The following is a 21,753-nucleotide window of genomic DNA, read 5'->3' as shown; positions in this document are numbered from 1 at the left end:
TCCTACGAGCCGGTGGCCGCCTCGACGCCCAGCCGGGACCCACGGCGCGGCGCCGCCGCGATGAAGGTCATGCACCACACGAGGGCCGCGACAGCGGCGATGCCGAAAGTCAGCCCGTATCCGCCGGTGAGGTCGAACGCGAAGCCGCCCAGCCAGGTCGCGGCCGCGGCGCCGAGCGCGCTACCGACCTGCACGAGGCCGGACACTCGACCGAGGACGGGCCCCGCGAATATGTCGCCGGTGCCCGCGCTGCGGGCACCGATCACCCCCCCGACGACGAGGCCCAGCCCTGCCGCCAGGACGGCGACCAGCCATTGCGCTGGCAACTGCGCGGCTCCGACGAGCAGCGCGATGTACGCCACCCCGGCGGCAACCCCGGTGCGCTCCCGCCCCCACCGGTCCGACGCCGCCCCGGCGGTGAGCTGCCCCGCGATGTAGCCCAGCGACGCGATACTCAGGACGAACCCGGCGGACGCCTCCGAGTAGCCGGACGTCACCAGGAACGGCGCGAGGTGTTGGAAGACGACGAAGTCGAGTACGCTCGCGGCGCCTGCGGCGACGAACAGGAACCAGAACGCCGGGCGTGCCAGGACGACACCGATCCGGACGGTTGCCGCGGCCTCGTCGGACTCCTCGGTCCGGGTCGGTGCGGGCAGCCGTCGGTGCAGCAGGAAGAACGCCAGCGCGACGACGACGGCGACCACCCCGGCGACCAGATAGGCGGTCCGCCACCCGGACTCGGAGATGACCTGGCCGAGCAGGTTGAACAGCACGAAGTTCCCGAGCCCGACGCACGCGTAGGCCAGGCCGAGTGCTCGTCCGCGGAACTCCGTCGGGTACGAGTTCGACACCATGACCTGGGCGGCGACGATCACCACGGTCGTCGCCGACGCAAGGACGAGACCGTACACGAGGTAGAAGTGCCAGAGCGCCGTCGCCCACGACGCGAGGACCAGCCCCACCCCGATGACGACGAACCCGATCGGCACAACCCGCCCCGGCCCGTACCGGTCGACGAGCCTGCCGACCAGCGGCGCCGACAGCGTGCTGCACAGCAGGTGTACTGAGTACATGCTGGACGCCTCGCCGCGGGTGATCCCGAGATCACGGGCGAAGGCGAGCGAGAACAGCGAGAAGCCTTCGACCAGACCGAATATCGTGCCAAGGGCCAGCCCGCCCAGCAGTGCCGTCTGCCAGAAGGACAGGCGCTCCCGCAGTCTCGCCGCCATTAGGCACCACCCGCAGCGAACCGCGGCGGCCCGGCGAACACCTCGGGGATCTCCAGCTTGTTGTTCTCGTACGCCTCCGCGATCCGGCTACGAGTGCGGCAGTGCTCCTCCAGGCTGGCAATCCCCTCGCGGACGAGCTCGCGGCCATCCGGGCCGACGCCGGAGAACCAGCTGACCAGCGGCTGCGGGTGGAACCCCATCCGGACCTTGAAGCCGTACATACTGCGACCCATCTCGATCCGCTTCACGCCCAGGCGTTCGGCGAGCTCCAGGGTCTGGGCGTAGAGCGCGTAGTATGTGCCGAGTTCCTTGTGGTGGTTGTAGTTGAGGCCCGCGATCCAGGCGTAGAGCGTGTCCTCGAAGTGCATCAGGACGAAGCCGCCGAGCAGCTCGTCGTCCAGCCAGATGCTCACGAAGTGCACGTACTCGCGCAGGTACTCGAAGATGCTGTACAGGTTCTCCGGCGGGTTGATCGTCGCGACGCCGTGCCGCGCGCAGACGTCCTCGACGAGCTTCGCGAACCGCTCGACGTCGCCGGACTCGATGGTCGTCCGGATGTGCGCACCCGACCGGCTCGCCTTGTTGGACAGCCGGCGGAACTCCCGGCGGAACTTCTGGCTCCGCAGTGTGGCCAGGTGCGCCTCCGCCGTCCCCGCGAAGTCGACGCCGCTGGTCGCCTCGGTGTAGACGGGGCTGAAGCCGCGTCGTTCCAGTTCGGGGCCGAGTGGGTCGGGCTCGGGGACCCCCGGGAAGCCGAAAACGGACACGCCGAGATCGGTCGCGACCTCACCGACGGTGCCGACGAGGTCGTCGACGATCTCTGCGGGATCGACGAGCGAGCAGATCCCGTTGAAGTACGAGTACCACGAGTGCCCGACCAGCATCCGCGTGTGCAGGATCGGGTGGTCGAAGTCGTAGTCGGGGCCGTAGCCGACGTAGTGTGGGTCCTCCTGCACCTCGTAGAACGGTGCGACGGCGTCGAGGCGCCCGTCGGTCCGGTGGCAGAGGTGGCGGGCGTGGAACACCGGCGCCGGTGGTGCCGTCTCGTACGCCGTCAGCCACTCATGGCTGTGGAAGGCCGAGCCCCCCGCCAGGACGACGACGTTGTTCCACTCGTCGGCGTCCACGTCGCCGATCGAGTCGTGCACGATCCAGCCTGAGCCTGATACCACTCGTCACTCCTTGCATCTACCGGGAGCGCAGGATCCCGATGTCGTCGAGTACCTCGGCGAGCAGCACAATGGCCAGCTCCAGGCCGACCCGGGCAGCGGGCCCGGCCTGGATGTGCGCGCCTGCCACGTCCGCGGGCGACTTCCCCGCGGCGAGGTCGCCGCCGATGACGTGCATGTCGCGGCCCACGGTGCGCACGTGCTCCTCGCCCTGGACCGACCAGAACTCGTCGGGCATCAGTCGCAGTCGCGAGCAGTACTCGGTCCACACGGCCGCGTCGTCGATCGAGAGGAGCGGGCCGCGCCGCCACAGACCCTCCGGATCGAGCCTCATCAGCGGTGCCGCGTAGTCCAACTCGGGCCCGCCGGGTGTGAGGTTCATGGTCGAGCAGAAATACGTTGTTCGGCCGCCGGTCCGGCGGGCGTCCGACAGCTGCCCGACGACATCGTCCGGGTCGGCCCCGGTAATCGCGGCGATCCGCTCCGCGGTGATCGCGTCCCGGAGCCGCATCGGCACCGCGGAGTCGACGCCAATCGAGATCGTGTGCAGCGGGAACGCTTCGCTGAGCTCGCTGAGCACCTCGGGTTCAACGCCGCCCATGCTCTGGAACCGCATGGTCACCCGCCGCGGTGGGCCGGCAGCCAGTTGCTTCCAGAACGTCCGGATCAGATCGAGTCCATCCGGGCCGCCGTTCCCGGCCGTCGGGTACGGCATCCCCGCGGGTACCGGGACGCCCGGCAGGTTCACGATCACGTGATCGAACTCGGCAAGGTCGATGTCCGCGAAGTTCCGGACCTCGGTGGTGACCTCGGCGCCGCCGGGGTTGAGCGCGCAGGTCAGCCCGGTGGCCTCCACCGCGTCCGGGAGGACGTCGATCGCGCGGACCGAGCCCGCGGTCCGCGCGGCGGCCGCCGAGGAGACCCCGGATCCGGAGCCGACGTCGAGTACCGTGCCCCGCGGTGCCGCGGCGAGGACGGCCTGGGCGAACCGCAGCGAGTCCTCGCCCAGGTGCACCTCGTGCTCGGTGCCGTAGTCGCGGTCGGCGGCGATCAGCAGCCCAGCGAAGGCGCTCAGCCGCCACCGGCCGGTGCGGTAGATGCCGTCGTCGGACGTCACGAGGCCGGCGGCGACCAGCGCCCGCCCGACGTCGTCCCGGATCGAACCGTGCCCGACGTGGACGCCAGTGTGCAGCAGCCGGGCCAGCTCCTCGCGCGGTGATGCCGCGGTCCCCTCCGGGGAGGCACCGTTCAGCGCCTCCCCGGTGAGCCACGGTTCCCACGTGTTGAGGCACGCACGACGCCGCCCGTCGAGCAGACCGGTCAGGTTCGCTCGACGGAGCAACTCAGCCGCGGTGGAGACCGAGGTGTGGGTTCCGATCATCCGAAGTGCCGCTCGTGGGCCTCCGGGTACAGGTCCTCCATGCTGGAGTGGTCGACGGGCCGGGTCAGGTCCGACTCGGTGGCGAATGTGTAGCAGACGATCATTCGCTCGGCGTCCTCGGAGAGTGGCGCGACCCGGTGCAGCGCAGTGTCGGCCTTGAGCAGGTACGCGTTCCCGACGCCCGGGTGCCGGCTGGCCACCGGACCCTTCGCGACGAGCTCGTCGACCCGCGGATTCTCGCGGTCCCACGGGGCGCGCGCGATGAAGTCGACACTGCCACCGATCGTCTGGTCCGGAATCTTGAAGATCCAGACGAGCGCCCAGGTGTAGTCGTCCCAGTGCCATCCGTGCACGTCACCGGCCTGGTGCAGCCGCGCGGCGATGTACTCCTCGGGCGTGTAGGGCACCGGCAGAACAGTCTCGCCGACGATCTGATCGAGGTAACTCCGCAGCGCGCGGCTGTCGAACAACTCCGGGACGACGGTGCTGCCGGCCGCGAGCGCGTCGCGGTCGAGGTTGGAGTATTTGCGCGGGGTGTTGCCGCTCTGGGCGACGACGATGTCGCGCCGGTTCGCCTGCCGGTCGAAGAGCTCCTCGACCTCGCGGAGGGCGGTGTCGAACACCCAAGGCGGGGTGAATCCGATGATCTCGGCGAAGTCGGTTTCCTGGTAACTGCGACGTAGATCGGGAATCTGCGACTGCATCGCCTCGGACGCGAAGTGGTCGTCGATGGCCGCTCGAATGGAGTCCAGCGACTCCCGGATTGTGGCGATTGCGGGCATATGTCCTCCTTATTTCCTCTATTTCCGCTTTTTCGATAAGCGAGTGCGTAACCACTCACCCCGCTGAGATTGCAACTCCGGGGACGCCATCGGCCCGAGTCGGATTTCCTGCGTTTCGGAAGGTCGATCAGACGGCGTCGGCCAATCGATTGCAGCTGACGGTCAGTCCGTTCTCGACGGCGTCGAGATACTGCTGACAGCGATTGGTGGATTCAGCCCGGACGACGGCGAATCCGATGCGATCGAGAAAGGCGTGGGGTGGCGTCCGGAGCACGGTTCCGAATTCGACCTCACGCGTGAAGGCATGCAGCCAGGGAGCGGACTCGATCTCTGGGTCGAGGTGCAGGCCCACCAGCCTGCTCTCCGCCGGCGGGTAGATGAAGCGGATCGCAGCGGCCGCCGGCCCGCCCCCTTCGGGGCCTGCGGGCACGGCCGGCAGGCCCACCCCGCACACCGCGGCGGCGGCCTCGACGACCTGGTCCCTCCCGGTCGCCAGCCGCACGAGCAGCGGGATCAGGTCGCCGCCGGGCCGGGCTCCGATCTCGACCACGCGGGGCCCGGTGCGGGTCAGCCGCAACTCGGTGTGGGTCGCGCCCCAGGCGATCTCGACGGCCGAGTTCGCGGCCCGGACCACCGAGACGATCGTGGAGTCGTCGGCGGTCACCGGCTCCCCCGGCGCGACCACGTGCCCGATCTCCTCGAAATACGGTGCTGGCCCGAGAGACTTGCGTGTGATGGCCAGGACCTCGGGAACGCCGTCCTGGACGACGCACTCCACCGAGATCTCCGGCCCGTCGAGGTATTCCTCGACCAGGAGCCGCCTGTCGGATGAGCCGTACGTCCCGTGGCCCGAGTTGCTGGCGATGTCGTAGGCGACCTCCAGCTCGGAGTCGGCGTCGACCCGGATCACGCCGATGCTCCCGGCCAGCGCTTGCGGCTTCAGCACGACCGGGTAGCCGATTTCCCGGGCTGCACCCCGCGCCGCGTCGCGGGAGTCGACCTGGACGCTGCGGGCCGACGGGACGTTGCCGGCCGCCAGCCGTGCCCGCATCTCAGCCTTGTCCCGGCATGCCCGGGCGGTCGCGACCGGGTTAGCGCGCAAGCCAGCGTCTGCGCCGGCCTCGGCCGCCGCTTCGACAGAGAACTCGTCATAGGTGAAGATTCCGTCAAAGCGACCCTGGTTACGGTCGACGTAGTCGGAAACGAGTGCCGGGTCGCGATGCGCAAGGTCGACGTGCTCGTCGACGACGCTCCTCTGCCATTCGTTGGCGGATGCGTCGAGAAGGGTTACCCGGAAATTGCTCGCCAATGCTTCGAGCGAATATCCTCGATAATCCGGATCACCGGCACCCAGAAGCAGCAGCCTCGGCGACATTCCCATCCCCCCAGACGGAGCCAGCGACTATTTATCGCTGGCTGAACCCGGAGAGGTACTCTAAGCGACAGTCCGTCAGAAGTAACAGAATTGTGATACAGGCGACATTTAAGTCGAATTTGCCCGGGACGCGTAACGCGGCATTCAACCGCAACATCAACACGCCAACCAGCCGGTTGGGCTACATCGCATTACCTCAAATGGTCCATCGTGCTTAGTGCAACGCCGATAACCCCACTTTTCCCGCTAACGGTGCTCCGACCTACTTCTCGGTGAGCTGGTCCGTCGAGCGCGCTCGTGGGTGGCACGTAGCCCGATGCTCGGCACGGGTCCGACAGAAACCCCGCCAAGCGGGAGTTGTGACTGGATCGGAACAGCAGAAACCAACGGAACGGCCCCTGATCGACTCGGTTGGATCGCGGTGTTGCTACTCGTGTCCGCGAAACCGGTCCGGTTGTCGCTATTGGCGTCATTGGCCGGGACCTGGTCAGAGGTGGCTGAACAATGGGGGAAAGACCAGGGCGACGATCCAGGCCCACGCGGCGTACACGGGGAGGTAGCCGGTCTGCCAGCGCTCGAGCGCTGTGAACGGTGTGGTCCGGCGGACGAATCCCGCCACCAGCCATGCGGACCAGGCGAGATTGGCCAGCAGGATGACGTTCTCGCCGAGCGCGGCCGCCTTGTTGGGTGTGGTGCCGTACTCGGTGATGCGTCCGGTGATTGCCAGCAGTACCAGCACGTCGATGGCCAACGCGCTGAGCACGAGGGCGAGCTGCAGCTTGTCGAACAGGCCGGACGGGGCCAGCGGATCGCGGGCTGAGATTGAGTAGAGCAGCAAGCCCAGTACCACGGCCAGCAGGAGGTCGAACAGGATCAGCGCTTCCCGCTCGACATCGATGCCGACGCTGGTCCAGCCGAGGGTGACGAGGAACGCCAGCATCATGACGGTGAACAGCGGGGTGAACAGTCTCGCGAGTACCGGGGCTATGTTCTCGATAACGCTCTGCTTGGCCTCGACGAGCCACCCGGCGACCACTACCGCTGCCACACCACCGCAGGGAAGAACCCACTGCGTGATGAACTCCTCCGGGACGATTCCGATGGCTTTGAAGGTTCCGAAAATGAACGCGATCAGCCCACCGCCGCCGGAGCCGATGAGCGAGAGGTAGATGAACCATTCGCCGGTGAAGCGGATGAAGTCCATTCGTCGGCGCGCGGAGCGCAGATCGTCGGCCACGTAGGCTAAACCGACCACGAACCACAGGGCGATCGGGAGATGGATGCTGGTCAGGACCACCGACTGGGAGTCCTCCGCGAGCGGGTAGACATTGGCCGCCACGGCGCCGAGCCCGAACAACGCCGCCAGTACCGCGATCAGCACTGGCCTGGCCTGACGGCGCCAGGCCAGGAAGGCGGCTAGCCAGGGCAGCGCGAACAGGCCGACGTTGGGCCCGTAGAACGCGGCATCCTCGTGGATGTTCATCCCGAACAGCGCCGGCGCCTTGACCGATGCTGCCGCGCCCGCCGCGCAGATGACGATCGCGAGCAGGTCACGCCGCGGCCGGGTGTCCGCCACCGGGCTATCGGTCTCGCCAGTCAGAACCAGTTGCTTCCACAGCCGTTCGGAATGCTCACGGGCGAACTCGCGGGAGAGGTCATCCAGGCCACCCATGCGTTTGACCGCGACCAGGAACGCCTCGTCGGCGCGTAGCCCAACGGCGATGAGCTCATCGACGGAATCCCGGAGATGGTCTTCGAGCTCTTCCGCGTCGGAGCGCCGTAACTCTGGGCGACGCTGCACGTAGTGACGCCACTGAGCGAACTGGTGCTCCAGTTCGCTCTGACCGTCTGGTGCTGTCATGCCTGGCCCTCCAGCGGGCTCGCTATCGTCGTCAAATCACCGGCGGCGAGCCAGACCTTCTTAAGCGCATCCACCACCGTGTCCCACTGGCGGCGTTGCTCGGCAAGCTCAGCCAAGCCACTGCTGGTGATGCGGTAGTACTTGCGCCGCCGCTCCCCGGTAACCGACTGCCAGCTCGACTCCACATAGCCGAGGCGTTCAAGCCGATGCAGCAACGGGTAAAGCAGCCCCTCGGTCCAGTCCAGCTCTCCACCGGACAACTCGTTGATCCGCCTGAGGATGGCGTAGCCGTAGCTTTCCCCCTCGGCCAGGATGCCCAGCACCATCGGTGACGCCGAGGCGGCCACGAGATCTTTGGTGACCCTCACCAAACCACCTCCCACGCCTAGTGCCTAGATCTATAATGCATTGTAGCTCTAGGTATCATTCGGGCCAATGTCCGGATCGTCGGCAAGGCACACTCGCGACATCGGCTGACCGGAATGTGCCGTAAGGCGGACCCGCCCCACGCCGGCGAGACCACACAGCCCCGTCGACGGCCCGCTTCTGCGGGAACGACGCCCCTGCCGCGCTCAAGCAGGTCGCGCCAGGGCACTTGTCGGTATCCGTGCAGGAAAGGCACGATCATCCACGCCGTCGCGGCGGAGCTGTTTCCACCCGAGATCAAAAACCGTGGCACCCAGGATGTGCTCATGGTCGTCTGCGACGGGCTCAAAGGCCTGCCCGACGCGGTCACCACGGTCTGGGACAAGGCGATCGTGCAGACCTGTGTGGTGCATCTATTGACTGAACTAGTGGGGTGTTTTTGCAGTTCAGGGTGGGTGGCGCTACGGTCCTGCGCCATGATCGTGTCCGAGGGACAGCCGAGGGATCTGGCGGGGTTGGTCGTGCCGTCGGCGGGCTCGTTGATGGAGACCGGCGATGTGTGGGAGCCGTGGCGGCTGCTTGATCCGCATGGTGCGGTGTTGGTGCCGGTTGCGGAGTGCCTGAAGGATCTGCGGGCGTGTGGGCGGGCGGTGAGCACGCAGCGGTCGTATGCGATGGCTTTGCTGCGGTGGTTCCGGTTCTTATGGGCGGTGGGGGTGTCCTGGGATCAAGCGACCCAGGTTGAGGCCCGCGATTTCTGTTGCTGGATCCAGTTCGTCGATAAACCGGGGGGGCGCACGAGCATCGGCCCGGTCGGTCGGCGGATGCTGTCGTGGCGGAATCCGTTGTGGTGCAAGGGGATCAGTTCGGCGAAGTCGGCGGCGACTGCTCTCCCAACTCGAAGCGCTCTGCCCCGGGTACCCGTGGCGCACTGTTGAAGCGGTCCGCGCGGACAGCGGGAAAGTACTGATCAGCCGCACCTGATCGATGGGCTGGACCGGGTTACCCGCGCGTTGGGCGGGTTGACCCGGGCGTGGCGGTTCGACCGGATGGCCACCGTCATCAACCCCGAGTCCGGTCGGGTGCAGGCCTCGTTCTCGGCCGTGGCCAAGCACTATGGCGTCGCGGTGCGGGCATGCCCACCGCAGCGAGGTAATCGCAAGGGCGTCGTGGAGAAAGCCAATCATGTTGCGGCGCAACGGTTCTGGCGCACTTTGCCTGACGATGTCACGCCCGAGCAGACCCAGCAGCGGCTCGACGACTGGTGCTCCATCCGGGGTGATACCCGGCTGCGCGCCACCGCGGATGGCAAAGCCAGTGTGGCCACCGTCGCCGCGGCCGAGCCGCTGCGCGCCCCGCCCGCGGACCCGTTCCCGGCCACCCTGGTGGTCACCAGGGTCGTCTCGGCGCAGGCGCTGGTGTCCTTCCGCGGCAACCGCTACAGCGTCGCCCCCGAACTCGCCGGCGCCACCGTCACCGTCTCCCACCGGCTCGGTGCCGGCCACGTGGATGTCGCCACCGAGTCCGGGACGGTGATCGCCCGCCACACCTTGGCGCCCGAGGGCGCCGGCGTTATGGTCCGCGACCACGGCCACGTCCTAGCGCTCGAGAAAGCCGCCCTGGCCGCCACCACCGCCCACGGCCACGTCCTAGCGCTCGAGAAAGCCGCCCTGGCCGCCACCACCACCACGCGGCCGCACCGCAGCAAGCAGCGCATCCCACCCGGACCGGACGCACGAGCAGCCGCCGACGCCCTGCGCGCCCAGCGCACCGGCCAAGCGCCGACCAGCGGCGTGGACGCCAGTGGTGAGGTCGTGATCGATCTCGCCCGCTACTGCGCCTGCCGAAAATCTCATCCGTGCAGGTCAGACAGTATGTTGATATTCGTGGAGGATTCCTGGCAGGCGGTCGTGTCGGCGTATCTTGAGGTCGGCTATCCGATCGGAGTCGGTGATCGGTTGAGGGGCGGCGCGTAGCGGTGCTGCCTGGTTCATGGCCTGGTGGAGCCGGTGCGCATTGTAGTGCTGTTCGAAATCGTGGAGCGCGTGGTGGAGATGGCGCTTGTTCCAGATGAGAGTCCGGTCGAGGAGTTCACGGCGAAGTGTCGGTACTCACCTCTCTGTGATCGAATTCATCCTCGGTATCTGGCCTCTAGGACATCCGGCGGGAGACTGCAAGCCCGATGACCTGGGCGGACCAGATTTCCGGCAGGCGCACCGTTGTAACGATCGGGATCATGGTCGATTTGCCCACCACAAGTATCGGTGGGAGAGGCCCGGATGGGTGCCGGGCCTCTTGAGTTGGGTGGTTGTCGGGTGTTCGGGTTTTAGGTTGTTAGTGGGTGGGGTTCGCCGGTGAGTGCGGCGAGTGCGCTGGCGATTTCGTGGACGGCAGCCCTTTCGGCGATGCCCAGATCCTCGACCGTACCGTTGTAATGATCGGGATCATGGTCGATTGCCCACCGCAAGCATCGGCGCGAGAGGCCCGGATGGGTGCCGGGCCTCTGGCGTTGGGTGTTTGTCGGGTATTCGGGTTTTAGGTTGTTAGTGGGTGGGGTTCGCCGGTGAGTGCGGTGAGTGCGCTGGCGATTTCGTGGATGCTGGCTCGGGTGTAGGTGGTGGTTGCGGAGTCGCCGTTGTTGTTGGTGTGGCCGGCGAAGGCCCGGGCCACGGCGTAGCCAAAGTTACGTTCGACCCAGGTCAGCGTGGTGTGGCGAAGCCAGTGGATGCTGATCTGCTGGGTGGCGACCCAGGGGAGATGGTTGCCGAGTCGGGTAAAGAGGTGGTCGTAGCGTCGGGTGGTGATGGGGTCTCCGTTGGTGTAGCGGAGGAGTTGTCCGCCTGATGCGGCTGCGCCGCGTTGTTCGGTGTGGTCGCGGAGGTGGGTCATGAGGGTGGGGGAGACGGGCTGCCAGCGGACGGTGCCTCCTTTTTCGTGGAGCAGGATCAGGCATTGGTCGGGGTCGAGGTCTCGGGGTGTGAGGGCGAGTGCTCCTCCCCGGCGGCAGGCTGTTTCGGTGTGTAGCCGGAGGATGAGGGTGTCCAGTACGGGGTCGTTGCCGGTGGTGGCGGCGACGTGGTTGATTTCCTCCAGCCGGGAGTCCGGCAGGCCACGGCGTGTGCTGGGCAGGCGGCGTGGTTTGGGTGCTTTCTTCGCGGGGTTGTCGGCCTCGCTGATCACACCGTCGTCGACGGCGTGGTTGTAGAGGCAGCGCAAGGCGGCGATGAGGTGTTCGGCGGCGCCGCGTCCGCCGCGGGCGTTGCGGCGGACGACCACCTGGCTGCGGATCTTCTCGGCGAGCTGCTTGATCTCCAGCGGTGTCGGTTCGTTCAGTCGCCGGTCGCCCCATTCGGTCGCTACGCGTTTCCAGTAGGTGCCGTACACGCGCCGGGTTCCGGTGCTGACGGCGTCGGAGACCTGGGGGATGTACTCGGTGAAGGTCGGAGCGGGTGGTCGCGTGGAGGGGGTGGTGACGAGGTCGTCCGGGCAGACGCCGAGGCGGGCGAGTAGTACCCGGGCCGCTTCGATTTCCTCGGGGCCGGCTCCAGGTGTGATCTTGTTCTCGGTCATGCCGGCTCACCGCCCCACACCATGGCGTGGCGCTTCTCCAGGGCTTGGTCCACCGCTGTGAGCGGATCGACCAGCACCATGTCCCGGCGCGGGTCGGCGACCAGCAGCACCGTGTCGCCGATGCGGATGCCGCACGCCGCTCTGGCTGTGGCCGGGATCTTGATCCGCCGTGTGTTGGGCAGCGGGTGGATGCCGCCCGGGTCGGGCTGCAGGACCACGGCACCGGAGGTGACCCGGATGGTCAGGTTCTGACCAGGGGGCCACTGCAGGGCATGCAGGACAGACGCGGCCGGGACTCGGCCGGAGGCATCGACCCGAGTCATTCCGTAGGTCACGTGGAGCTCGCGGCGTTCAGCGATGACCGGCAGGGGGAGCCTCCGGCGCTCACCGCTGCCCACTTCGACGGGAGAGCCTGTGCCGGTGGCCTCGGGTGGCACCAGGCCCGTGACGATCCGCTCAGGCATGGCCACCACCCCGGTGACCAGCACAGACCAGACGAGAACGCACCTGCGAACACCAAAATCCGCGACGGCGACAACGCCGACGCGAAACGGTGTTCAAGCGCTTGCTGCGATGGGGAAATCTCACCAGTTTTTGTGTCCGAGGGGGGACTTGAACCCCCACGCCCATTAATAGGGCACTAGCACCTCAAGCTAGCGCGTCTGCCATTCCGCCACTCGGACATCTTCGGTCCGGCCCTTCTTCCTTTGGGCCGTCCCGCTGTGTTGTGTAGATAGATTAGCTCATGGTCAAACACGCTCAAACGGCACCCCCCTCATTGGTGGTCGGGTGATAGAAATGCCTGGTGAGCGCACATAACGAGGGTATCTCCGGCACTGATCACGACGCTGGGTTGCTGCGGGCCGAGGACGAGGTCGTCGGCTTGGCCAGCGACCTGATCCGCATCGACACCACCAACACGGGCGACCCCGAGACGCTCGTGGGGGAGCGGGCCGCCGCCGAGTTTGTGGCCGCCAAGCTCAGCGAGGTCGGCTACGAGGTCACTTACGTCGAGTCCGGGGATCATCCCGGGCGGGGCAACGTCGTCGCCCGGTTGCCAGGGGCTGACTCGACGCGGGGTGGGCTGCTGGTGCATGGGCACCTCGACGTCGTGCCCGCGGATCCTGCCGAATGGTCCGTTCATCCCTTCTCCGGGGCCGTGCAGGACGGCTACGTGTGGGGTCGGGGCGCCGTCGACATGAAGGACATGCTGGCCATGAGCCTCGCCGTCGCGCGGCGGCTCAAGCGCGATGACATCACTCCGCCGCGGGATGTCGTCTTCGCTTTCTTGGCCGATGAGGAGGCTGGCGGCTTCCACGGGGCGCAGTGGCTGGCCGATCATCGGCCGGAGTTGTTCGAGGGCTGCACTGAGGCGATCAGCGAGGTCGGCGGCTTCTCGGTGACGCTCAAGGACGGCGTGCGCGCCTATCTGATCCAGTCTGCCGAGAAGGGTATCCGCTGGTTGAAGCTGCGGGTGCGGGCTCGTGCCGGACACGGCTCGATGGTGCACGACGACAACGCTGTGACCAGGCTCTCCGAGGCTGTGGCCAAGCTTGGCAACCACCGCTTCCCCCTGCTGTTGACTGACTCGGTACGCGAGTTCCTCGATGGCGTGACCGAGATCACCGGTTGGGACTTCCCGGAGAATGACATCGAGGGCGCTGTGGCCAAGCTTGGGAACCTGTCGCGGATTGTCGGCGCCACGCTGCGCGACACCGCGAACCCGACGATGCTCACCGCCGGGTACAAGCACAACGTGATCCCGTCGGTTGCCGAGGCCGCCGTGGACTGCCGGATCCTGCCCGGTCGGGAGGAGGCCTTCGACCGTGAGCTGGCCGAGCTCCTCGGGCCGGACGTGGAGCGGGAGTGGGTCGGGTTGCCGCCGGTGGAGACCAAGTTCGAGGGGCGCATCGTCGATGCTATGACTGCTGCGCTGATCGCCGAAGATCCGGGTGCGAAGGCGCTGCCCTACATGATGTCCGGTGGGACCGACGCGAAGTCGTTCAGCCGGCTGGGCATGAACTGCTACGGCTTCGCGCCGTTGAAGCTGCCCGCGGACCTCGACTTCGCCGCCTTGTTCCACGGCGTTGACGAGCGGGTGCCGGTGGAGTCGCTGAAGTTCGGGACCCGCGTGCTCGACCGGTTCATCCGCAACAGCTGATTGTCGGTGCCGTCTGGTTTCATCTACCCGAGTTGATCATGATCAATCGGGGAGGTGCGGCGTGGACGTGGCGCGCTTGATCGAGGTCTACCTGGAACACCTGCAGGCCAGGAAGCTCGCGGCGAACTCGCTGCGCGCTTATCGCCGCGACCTGGAGTCGGTCGCCGGTGAGCTGGTCGAGCTCACCGGCACCGGCGCCGACCGGTTGGCCGTGGACCGGGTTACCGCTTCGGTGCTGCGGTCGGCGTTCGCGCGGTTCGCCGCCTCGCGGTCGGCTTCGTCGGTGACCCGCGCCTGGTCGACCTGGAACGGTTTTTTCGGGTTCCTCGTGGTCGAGGGCGCGGTGTCCGGCAACCCGATGCAGGTGGTGCCGAAGCCGCGCAACGCCCCTTCGACGCCGAAGCCGTTGCAGGGCGAGGACACGCCTGAGCGGCTGCTGCGCACGGTGGCCGCCGGCGCGCGTCGTGCACGGAATCCGTGGCCGGAGCGCGACCTGGCCGCACTCGCCACGTTGTTGTGCACCGGGGTGCGGTCGGCCGAGCTGTTGGAACTCACCATCGCGTCGTTGGCGGGCCGGCCTGGAGACCGGCGGCTGCATGTGCACGGCAAAGGTGGCAAGAACCGGTCCATCCCGATCGAGGACACCCTGGACTCGTTGATCCAGAGCTACCTGCAGTCGCGGCGGGCGCGGTTCGGTCAGCGGCTGCCCGGTGGCGAGCCGTTGTTCGTCGATCACCACGGCGATGCGCTGCGGCGGGGCGGCCTGCAGTACCTCGTGCGGCAGTCTTTGCGGGCTGCGGGCGTTTCCGATCGGGTGCAGCCAGGTGCGATGGTGCACGCCTTGCGGCACACCTTCGCGACGCGGCTTGCTGAGGACGGGGCGAGTGCCGCCGAGATCGCCAAGCTGCTCGGGCACTCATCGATCAATTCGAGCCAGACCTACATCGACGTGACCGCGCGCGAACAGCGGTTGTCGGTGCGCGCGAACCGGACGTTGCAGGTCCTCGGGGAGCTCTCCGGCGGTTAGTGCCCTGATCGGGAACTGCCCCGGAGCGATAACCCCAGCAGTGGTGGGTGGGTCTACGGGAGAAACCCGCTTCAGCCCCACGTGTCGGCGGCTGCCAGGCCGATTACCGCACCTGTGGGGTCGGCTACCACGGCCGTGGTGCCCAGCGAGGGATGATTGCTTCGGTCGATGGTCTTGCCGCCCAGCTTCGGCGCGCGGGCGCTGATCGCGTCGACGTCCTCGACCGCGAAGTAGCACAGCCAACCCCAGCCGGCCGGTCGGCACCTCGTGCGGCCTGCCAGCGGTCGCTCGCCGACGAGGTACTGGTCGGCGAGCACCGACCAGCCCAGGATGCCGGCCCAGAACGCGTCAGCGCGCTCCAGCGCTTGCGTGCTCAGCTCGACCCAGCAGGGCTCGCCTAGGCGCGGGCTCGGCGCCCAGGGGCCATGCTGGGCCCGCCCCTTGACGACCAACGCGACCGCGTCGTCGGGACCGGTCAGCGAGGCGTCCTGGGTCGTTCCGGCGAACATCGGCCGCCAGCCGGGTCGTTCGCCGCCGCGGGGATTGCGCATCGCGGCGCAGCGCCGGTTACCCACCCAGCAGTCGAAGCCGACGCCGGTCGGTACCGGGGTCCAGTCCAGCAGGGCCCGGTAGAAGACTGCCGAAGCTATCGGGTCCTGGCTGATCAGGTCGGCGCGGCGCAGGCCGCGGACTATGGGACGTGCGGGCACCGTCGATTCCTCGCCACCGCTGGGGACCAACCCATCCTGGTCATCCTGACCGGCGGGCACAATGCTCCGTTCGTTCTCACCGCAGCCGTTCGAGCTCCTCGGCCACGGCGACGACCTGGGTGGCGAGCTTGCGCAGTTCGGCCTGGTCGGCGGCGTCGTCGACGGCGGTGACCACGTCCTCGGCCGCGCAGCGCAGTTGGAACAGCCGGTCCTGCAGGTCTGCCAGTTCGGCCGCTGAGAGCACCACCGCGTCCTCTGGGAGGCCACCGCGCTGGACCGAGGTGCGGCGTTCGTAGGCGCGTTGGCGGCACGACTGCGCGCAATACAGGCGGGGACGTCCCTGCCGGCCCGCTTCCGGAACGCGACGTCCGCACCAGGCGCAGTGCCGGGTTTGGCGTTGGCGGCGGGGCGGTGGGACGGAGGTTTCCACGATCGATCACGTTAGCCAAGGGCCCCGCCTGCGCGGTGAAGGCACGCCGATCAGGCAGAGTTGCTCGCGTGACGCATCCTTTCCTCCTCGGCCCCCGGCCCCGCGCGTTCGCCCACCGCGGTTGGCACCTGGGGGAACTGCACGATCTGGAGAACTCGCTGGCCGCGTTCCGCCGCGCCGCTGACGAGGGCTACCGCTACATCGAGACCGATGTCCACGCGACCGCCGACGGGGTCGTGGTGATGAACCACGACGCGACGCTGGACCGCACCACGGACGGTCGTGGCGCCATCGAGCGGTTGCCCTGGTCCGTGGTCGGATCGGCGTTGATCGGCGGTCGGGAACCCGTGTGCAGCCTGGACGCCGCGCTGGAGGACCTGCCGGAGACGTACTTCAACATCGACATCAAGGCGGACTCGGCGATGGGACCCGTGCTGCGGACGCTGCGCGCGCACAACGCCTGGGACCGGGTGTGCCTGGCGTCGTTCGCCGAGCACCGGTTGGCCGGGCTGCGCCGGGCCGTCGGGCCGCGGCTGATGACCTCGACAGGGCGCCGGTCGGCCGGGTTTCTGTGGCTGGGCTCGCGGTGGGGCGGCTGGCCGCTGCGGTCGTCGGTCGCCGGTGGTGCGGCCCAGGTTCCGCGTGAATTCGGGCCGCTGCGCTTGATCGACTCCCGCTTCGTGCGCCAGGCTCATCGCTGGGGGATCGAGGTCCATGTGTGGACCGTCGACGACGCCGCGGAGATGCGGGAACTGCTGGATCTCGGCGTGGACGGGCTGGTCACCGATCGGCCGGACGTGTTGCAGGAGGTGTTGCGAGAGCGGTCCGGCGAGCCGCAGGCGGAAGTCGGTGGATGAGCAGAACTACGCATTGTCCCCGCACGGACCTCCACCGCATTCCTTGAGCCAGTAAGGTCCGGTTACCCCCATCGAGTGATCTTGGCCGGAGGACCGAACGGATGAGCGTGATGGACAGCGACCTGGCGCCCGACGCCGCGCGGAGGCGGCGCCGGGAACAGCGGGGTTGGTGTTGGTACGACTGGGCCAACTCGGTGTTCCCGACATCGGTGACAACGGTCTTCCTCTCGCTCTACCTGACCTCGGTGGCGACGGAGGCCGCCAAGGCCGACGTGGCGCGCAACGGCCCGAACGCTTGTCCCCAGGACAACGCGCTGGTGCAGTGCGACATCTCGGCGTTCGGCCTGGTGTTCCCGGCCGGCTCACTGTGGGGCTACCTGCTGTCGGTGGCCACGGTCGTGCAGGTGGTCGTGCTGCCGATCACCGGTGCGATCGCGGACCGCACCCAGAGCAAGCGGCTGATGCTGGCGATCTTCGCCTTCGGCGGAGCTGCGATGACGGCGCTGCTGGCGCTGGTCGGTGGGCAGAACTGGCAGCTCGGCGTGGTGCTGTTCATCATCGCCAATATCTGCTTCGGCGCGTCGGTGGTGGTCTACTACTCGTTCCTGCCGGAGATCGCCGACGTCGACGAGCGGGACGACGTCTCGACCCGCGGCTGGGCCATCGGCTACCTGGGTAGCGGCGCCGCGCTGGCCATGCACCTGGTGATCTACCTCGGCCACGACTCGGTCGGCCTGAGCACGGAAGCCGCAGTGCGGCTGATCTTCTTGTCCTCGGGCGTCTGGTGGGCGGTGTTCACGCTGCTGCCGCTGGCGGCCCTGCGGCAGCACCGGAACCCGGAGACGACCGAGCGCGGCGCGTCCGCCGTCACCGCCGGCTTCAAGCAGTTGGTCACGACGTTCCGGGAGGCGAAGCACTTCCCGCTGACGCTGGCGTTCCTCGGCGCGTACTGGATCTACACCGACGGCATCTCCACGGTCACGCAGGTTTCGGCGCAGTACGGCAGCCTGGAGCTCAAGCTGCCGCAGGACTCGTTGATCATCACGTTGCTGATCGTGCAGTTCATCGCCTTCGTCGGCGGGATGCTGCATGGGGTGGTGGCGCGGCGCATCGGCGCTAAGAAGACGATCCTGATCAGCCTCGCCACCTGGCTGGTGGTGCTCGTCGCCGCGTACTTCGTGCAGGCCGGGCAGGACATGCAGTTCTACGGCCTGGCGGTTGGCATCGGTCTGGTGCTCGGCGGCACCAACGCGCTGTCGCGGTCGCTGTTCAGCCAGATGGTGCCGCCCGGCCGGGAGGCCGAGTACTTCTCGTTGTACGAGGTGGGGGAGCGGTCCACCTCGTGGCTGGGCCCGCTGGTGTTCGCCGGGGTCGGGCAGGCGACGGGGTCGTTCCGGCTGGCCATCATCTCGTTGGTGGTGTTCTTCGCGGTTGGGTTGGTGCTGGTCTCGCTGGTGCCGGTGCGGCGGGCGATCGAGGCGGTCGGCAACCCCGCGCCGAAGGTTCTCTGAGTCGATCTGCGGCGACGCTGCGTGCGCGGCGCGTGACGATCTGCGCCCGCCTCGCCAAGGCAGCCGCGTTGCTCCATGCTGGTGACAGGCGCTGCCGGGGTTGTCCGCGTGATCGGAATATGCCGGTACGCAGCGTTGTGACAAGAGGGAACCAAATGACGCTACATTCAGTTACCGATTTTCGTCCTGTCGCACCCGATCGTGTCGTGATCTATGTCCCACTATCGCTACATTCCAGGGACCTGGCTTGGCCATAGTGACTCAACATCTGGCACTATCACCCGTTCGAACGCACCTATAGATTGCAAGTGGGATAACGCGTCACGAACGCAGACCGACTGCATCTCTAGGGAGACAAGCTGTCGTTGACGGGTGAACAACGTCACCGACGGCAACCAGAACCACCACACCGGGAACACACGGCGGACCCCCCGTCGTTGCACACGGTGAGCACAACCGCCCGGGCTCGGTCCCGGGCCGAAGTGAAAGGAACCGTCATGGCCGACCGCGTTCTGCGTGGCAGCCGGCTCGGAGCGGTGAGCTACGAGACCGACCGTAACCACGACCTCGCACCGCGCCGGACGGTGCGCTACGCCTGCCCCAAGAGTCACGAGTTCGAGGTGCCGTTCTCCGACGACGCCGAAGTGCCGCCGACCTGGGAATGCCGCTTGCACGGCGCCGAGTCGAAGATCATCGACGGCAGCGAGCCGGAGCAGAAAAAGGCCAAGCCGCCGCGCACCCACTGGGACATGCTGCTGGAGCGGCGCACCATCCCGGAACTCGAGGAGTTGCTCAACGAGCGCCTCGACCTGCTTCGGGAGCGGCGCGGGCAGTCCGTCTGAGCAAGAGCATTCGGCGAAGGGCCTGGGACGCTGAGTCCCTGGCGCTTCGCCGTGTTCAGCGCTTCAAGCCGCGCAGGAGGTTCGCCGCTTGGTTGCCCCGGCGGCGCAGGCCCCACTTCGTCACGCGGACCAGGGCCTCGCGCACGACCTCGGCGTCCATCTTCGAGCAGCCGATCTCGCGTTCGACGAACGTGATCGGCACCTCGGCGACCGCGAACCCGGCCTCCACCGCGCGCCACGCCAGGTCCACCTGGAAGCAGTAACCCTGCGAAGCGACGTTGTGCAACTGCAGCGTCTCCAGGACCTCCCGCCGGTACACGCGGTAACCGGACGTGATGTCGTTGATCGACACGCCGAGCGCCAGCTTGGAGTACACGTTGGCGCCGCGGGACAGCAGCTCCCGGTACCAGGGCCAGTTCACCGTCCGCCCGCCGGGCACGTAGCGCGACCCCAGCACGACGTCGGCGCCGGTGCCATCCGGGCCGAGCATGCCGATCAACCGGGGCAGGTCCTCGGGGGAGTGCGAGCCGTCGGCGTCCATCTCGATGATCGCGTCGTAGTGCCGCGCCAGGGCCCAGTCGAAACCCGCCACGTACGCCGCGCCGAGCCCGGCCTTCTCGGTCCGGTGCATCACGTGCACCCGCTCGTCGTCGGCGGCGAGTTCGTCGGCGACGTCACCGGTGCCGTCTGGGCTGCCGTCGTCGACGACCAGCACGTGCGCCGTGGGTAGAGCGGTCAGCAGCCGTCGCACGATCGGTTCCAGGTTGTCCCGCTCGTTGTAGGTGGGGACCACCACCAGCGCCGAGTCGGCACCGGCTCCTGGGGATTGCCGGTTCGCCATCCATGTCCTCCTAGCCGGTCCGATCGGCCGGCTGCGCATTCGTTATGTTCGGGTTCAGGCGTCCGCTTCGCGCCGGGGCCGCCACCAGGACAGCACCACCGCGCCGACGCCCAGCACGACCAGTGTCCACATCGGAACACTTCCCAGCTCGGTGGCGAGCGTCTGCGTCGAGCGCAGCGGCACGTCGGCGACGATGTTCTGCGCGGTGAACAGGTCGGTCTGCTGGGTCACGGTGCCATCCGGTTGGACGACTGCGCTGACCCCGCTGGTGGCCGCCACCAGGACCGCCCGTCCGTGCTCCACGGCGCGCAGCCGCGACATCGCCAGCTGCTGGTAGCTCATCTCGGAGTGGCCGTACCAGGCGTTGTTGGTCGGCACCGCGAGCAGCGTCGCGCCCTGCTGGGCGGCGCCGGTGAAAACGTCGTCGTAGGCGACGTCGTAGCAGATCCCGACGCCCAGGCGGGCGGTTCCGACGTCGAGGATGCCGGGCTCGTCGCCGGGCACCATGTCCTGGCGGAAGCGATCCACGAACGGGCTGACCAGTCGAGCCACCGGCCGCATCGGGATCGTCTCGGCGAAGGGGACCAGGTGTTGCTTGATGTAGCGGTCGCCCGCGCCCGATGCCGGATCCCACCGGACGATCTGGTTGTGCAGCTGGCCGTCGGCGTCCTCGCCGAGGCCGCCGACCACCAGCGGGACGCCGAGCGTGGCGGCGATGCCGGACAGGTCCGGGTCGGTCCGGCTGGGGCCCCAGCTGCCGACCTGCTCGGGTAGCACGACGAAGTCTGGTTGCGGCACCCGGCCCGCCTTCACGTCGTCGGCGAGCTGCTGCGCGGCGGCGATGTGGTTGGCGTGCAGCACGTCGTCCTCGTAGAGCAGGCCCAGCCCCAGGTTGGGCGCATTGCCCTGCACGATCGCGACCCGGGCGGTGCCGGCGTTGGGATCGGTGCCGATGAAGGGCAGCATGGCCAGGCCGGCCACCAGTGGCAGGAGGACCGCGGCCATTGGGGCGGCCCAGCGGCGCGGGGTGCGTGCGCGGCGGGTCAGTTCGGCCAGGCCGCCGCCGACCGCCGCGACGGAGAAAGACACCAGGGCGGTGCCGCCGAGCGCGGCCAGCGGCAGGAACAGGCCCGTGTCCTGGGTGAACGCCAGCCTGCCCCACGGGAATCCGCCGAAGGGTACGGCGGAGCGCAGCGCCTCGGCGGCGACGAACACCGCCGCCATCCACACCGGGGCACCGTGCAGTCGGCTGACGCGCGCCATCCCGGCGCCGCCGAGCGCGACGAACAGCGCTTGGACGGCGGCCACCCCCAGCCACGGCCACGGACCGAAGTCGGCCCCCAGGAAGTCCTGCAGCCAGCCCAGCAGCGGCAGCAGGTACGCGAAACCGAACAGCAGGCCGTAGCCGAACCCAGCGCGGGCCTTGCGGCCGCGCAGCACCGCCACGAACACCGCGAACGCGATCGGGGCGATCCACCACAGGTCGCGCGGGGGAGATCCGGCGTAGAGCGCGAACCCGGCGGCGACGACCGCGAGCATGCGCAGCCAGACCGCGCCGAACGATCGACCTCTGGTCTTGCTGCGGCCCTGCCGCTCAGCGCGCTGCAGACGAGCCGTGGGGACAACCACCCGATCAACCTT

At 68.0% G+C, this 21,753-nt stretch carries 19 protein-coding genes, 1 tRNA gene and 2 pseudogenes; 7 read left to right on the top strand and 15 right to left on the bottom strand.

Annotated elements, in window-relative coordinates; all coding sequences use genetic code 11:
* Positions 1-2: 2 nt before the first annotated feature.
* The 7 genes from SSPN_RS0123325 to SSPN_RS0123295 form a co-directional block, all read right to left on the bottom strand.
* Entirely contained in the window at positions 3-1,229 is a 1,227-nt protein-coding gene (locus SSPN_RS0123325; RefSeq protein ID WP_010309638.1) for an MFS transporter, read from the bottom strand.
* Positions 1,229-2,401: a GNAT family N-acetyltransferase gene (locus SSPN_RS0123320; protein ID WP_010309636.1), complete on the bottom strand. Its 1,173-nt coding sequence runs from the start codon at positions 2,399-2,401 to the stop codon at positions 1,229-1,231. Before SSPN_RS0123320 ends, SSPN_RS0123325 begins: the two co-directional genes overlap by 1 nt.
* A gap of 16 nt (positions 2,402-2,417) precedes the next feature.
* Entirely contained in the window at positions 2,418-3,779 is a 1,362-nt protein-coding gene (locus SSPN_RS0123315; protein WP_010309634.1) for a 50S ribosomal protein L11 methyltransferase, read from the bottom strand.
* Complete coding sequence (locus SSPN_RS56975) at positions 3,776-4,561, bottom strand: HalD/BesD family halogenase (RefSeq protein ID WP_010309631.1); 786 nt, start codon at positions 4,559-4,561, stop codon at positions 3,776-3,778. Before SSPN_RS56975 ends, SSPN_RS0123315 begins: the two co-directional genes overlap by 4 nt.
* A 127-nt stretch (positions 4,562-4,688) precedes the next feature.
* Positions 4,689-5,936: an ATP-grasp domain-containing protein gene (locus tag SSPN_RS45285; RefSeq protein ID WP_170121577.1), complete on the bottom strand. Its 1,248-nt coding sequence runs from the start codon at positions 5,934-5,936 to the stop codon at positions 4,689-4,691.
* Positions 5,937-6,423: 487 nt separating this feature from the next.
* The gene (locus SSPN_RS0123300) at positions 6,424-7,797 is read right to left on the bottom strand and encodes a permease prefix domain 1-containing protein (RefSeq protein WP_010309625.1); all 1,374 of its coding nucleotides are present in this window, start codon (positions 7,795-7,797) and stop codon (positions 6,424-6,426) included.
* Positions 7,794-8,165: a PadR family transcriptional regulator gene (locus SSPN_RS0123295; RefSeq protein WP_029535650.1), complete on the bottom strand. Its 372-nt coding sequence runs from the start codon at positions 8,163-8,165 to the stop codon at positions 7,794-7,796. The genes SSPN_RS0123300 and SSPN_RS0123295 overlap by 4 nt, the downstream gene beginning before the upstream one ends.
* A 291-nt stretch (positions 8,166-8,456) precedes the next feature.
* On the opposite strand from SSPN_RS0123295, the pseudogene SSPN_RS51735 reads away from it, so the two are divergent.
* Both SSPN_RS51735 and SSPN_RS45275 read left to right on the top strand, forming a co-directional pair.
* Positions 8,457-8,582 (top strand): annotated as a pseudogene (locus SSPN_RS51735) (transposase); the annotation flags it as partial.
* Positions 8,583-9,176: 594 nt separating this feature from the next.
* Positions 9,177-10,139 carry a Mu transposase domain-containing protein gene (locus SSPN_RS45275; protein ID WP_010309618.1) on the top strand — a complete coding sequence of 321 codons (963 nt, stop codon included), beginning with the start codon at positions 9,177-9,179 and terminating at the stop codon, positions 10,137-10,139.
* On the opposite strand, the pseudogene SSPN_RS62855 reads toward SSPN_RS45275, so the two are convergent.
* The 4 genes and pseudogenes from SSPN_RS62855 to SSPN_RS0123270 form a co-directional block, all read right to left on the bottom strand.
* Positions 10,029-10,256, bottom strand: a pseudogene (locus tag SSPN_RS62855) (integrase); the annotation flags it as partial. The gene SSPN_RS45275 and the pseudogene SSPN_RS62855 overlap by 111 nt on opposite strands.
* Positions 10,257-10,698: 442 nt before the next feature.
* Complete coding sequence (locus tag SSPN_RS0123280; RefSeq protein ID WP_010309616.1) at positions 10,699-11,733, bottom strand: tyrosine-type recombinase/integrase; 1,035 nt, start codon at positions 11,731-11,733, stop codon at positions 10,699-10,701.
* Positions 11,730-12,197, bottom strand: a complete 468-nt coding sequence (locus tag SSPN_RS60205) for an AbrB/MazE/SpoVT family DNA-binding domain-containing protein (protein WP_237710703.1) — start codon at positions 12,195-12,197, stop codon at positions 11,730-11,732. Before SSPN_RS60205 ends, SSPN_RS0123280 begins: the two co-directional genes overlap by 4 nt.
* 133 nt (positions 12,198-12,330) lie before the next feature.
* A tRNA-Leu gene (locus SSPN_RS0123270) sits at positions 12,331-12,416 on the bottom strand.
* A 122-nt stretch (positions 12,417-12,538) separates the two neighbouring features.
* On the opposite strand from SSPN_RS0123270, the gene SSPN_RS0123265 reads away from it, so the two are divergent.
* Both SSPN_RS0123265 and SSPN_RS0123260 read left to right on the top strand, forming a co-directional pair.
* Positions 12,539-13,894: a M20/M25/M40 family metallo-hydrolase gene (locus tag SSPN_RS0123265; protein ID WP_044574824.1), complete on the top strand. Its 1,356-nt coding sequence runs from the start codon at positions 12,539-12,541 to the stop codon at positions 13,892-13,894.
* Positions 13,895-13,955: 61 nt separating this feature from the next.
* Positions 13,956-14,921: a tyrosine-type recombinase/integrase gene (locus tag SSPN_RS0123260; protein WP_010309613.1), complete on the top strand. Its 966-nt coding sequence runs from the start codon at positions 13,956-13,958 to the stop codon at positions 14,919-14,921.
* 71 nt (positions 14,922-14,992) lie between these two features.
* Here the strand turns inward: SSPN_RS0123260 and SSPN_RS0123255 are convergent, their stop codons facing one another.
* Both SSPN_RS0123255 and SSPN_RS0123250 read right to left on the bottom strand, forming a co-directional pair.
* On the bottom strand, positions 14,993-15,631 hold the full coding sequence (locus SSPN_RS0123255) for a VOC family protein (RefSeq protein WP_044575388.1): 639 nt from the start codon (positions 15,629-15,631) through the stop codon (positions 14,993-14,995).
* Between the two features lie 76 nt (positions 15,632-15,707).
* Entirely contained in the window at positions 15,708-16,061 is a 354-nt protein-coding gene (locus SSPN_RS0123250; protein WP_029535647.1) for a hypothetical protein, read from the bottom strand.
* A gap of 68 nt (positions 16,062-16,129) precedes the next feature.
* Here SSPN_RS0123250 and SSPN_RS0123245 point away from each other — a divergent pair, with 68 nt between their 5' ends.
* From SSPN_RS0123245 to SSPN_RS0123235, 3 genes are all read left to right on the top strand, one after another.
* Positions 16,130-16,918 carry a glycerophosphodiester phosphodiesterase family protein gene (locus SSPN_RS0123245; protein WP_010309606.1) on the top strand — a complete coding sequence of 263 codons (789 nt, stop codon included), beginning with the start codon at positions 16,130-16,132 and terminating at the stop codon, positions 16,916-16,918.
* Positions 16,919-17,019: 101 nt separating this feature from the next.
* Positions 17,020-18,429, top strand: coding sequence for an MFS transporter (locus SSPN_RS0123240; protein ID WP_010309600.1), 1,410 nt, complete (start codon positions 17,020-17,022; stop codon positions 18,427-18,429).
* Positions 18,430-18,926: 497 nt separating this feature from the next.
* Positions 18,927-19,271 carry an RNA polymerase-binding protein RbpA gene (locus tag SSPN_RS0123235; protein ID WP_010309598.1) on the top strand — a complete coding sequence of 115 codons (345 nt, stop codon included), beginning with the start codon at positions 18,927-18,929 and terminating at the stop codon, positions 19,269-19,271.
* A 55-nt stretch (positions 19,272-19,326) separates the two neighbouring features.
* Here SSPN_RS0123235 and SSPN_RS0123230 read toward each other — a convergent pair whose 3' ends face one another.
* Entirely contained in the window at positions 19,327-20,112 is a 786-nt protein-coding gene (locus SSPN_RS0123230) for a polyprenol monophosphomannose synthase (RefSeq protein WP_010309595.1), read from the bottom strand.
* Positions 20,113-20,166: 54 nt separating this feature from the next.
* Complete coding sequence (lnt, locus tag SSPN_RS0123225; protein WP_237710702.1) at positions 20,167-21,741, bottom strand: apolipoprotein N-acyltransferase; 1,575 nt, start codon at positions 21,739-21,741, stop codon at positions 20,167-20,169.
* Positions 21,742-21,753 lie beyond the last annotated feature (12 nt).

It is taken from the genome of Saccharopolyspora spinosa NRRL 18395 (assembly GCF_000194155.1).
In the GTDB taxonomy this organism is placed as follows: domain Bacteria; phylum Actinomycetota; class Actinomycetes; order Mycobacteriales; family Pseudonocardiaceae; genus Saccharopolyspora; species Saccharopolyspora spinosa.
This window is presented reverse-complemented; position numbering and strand designations above follow the sequence as displayed.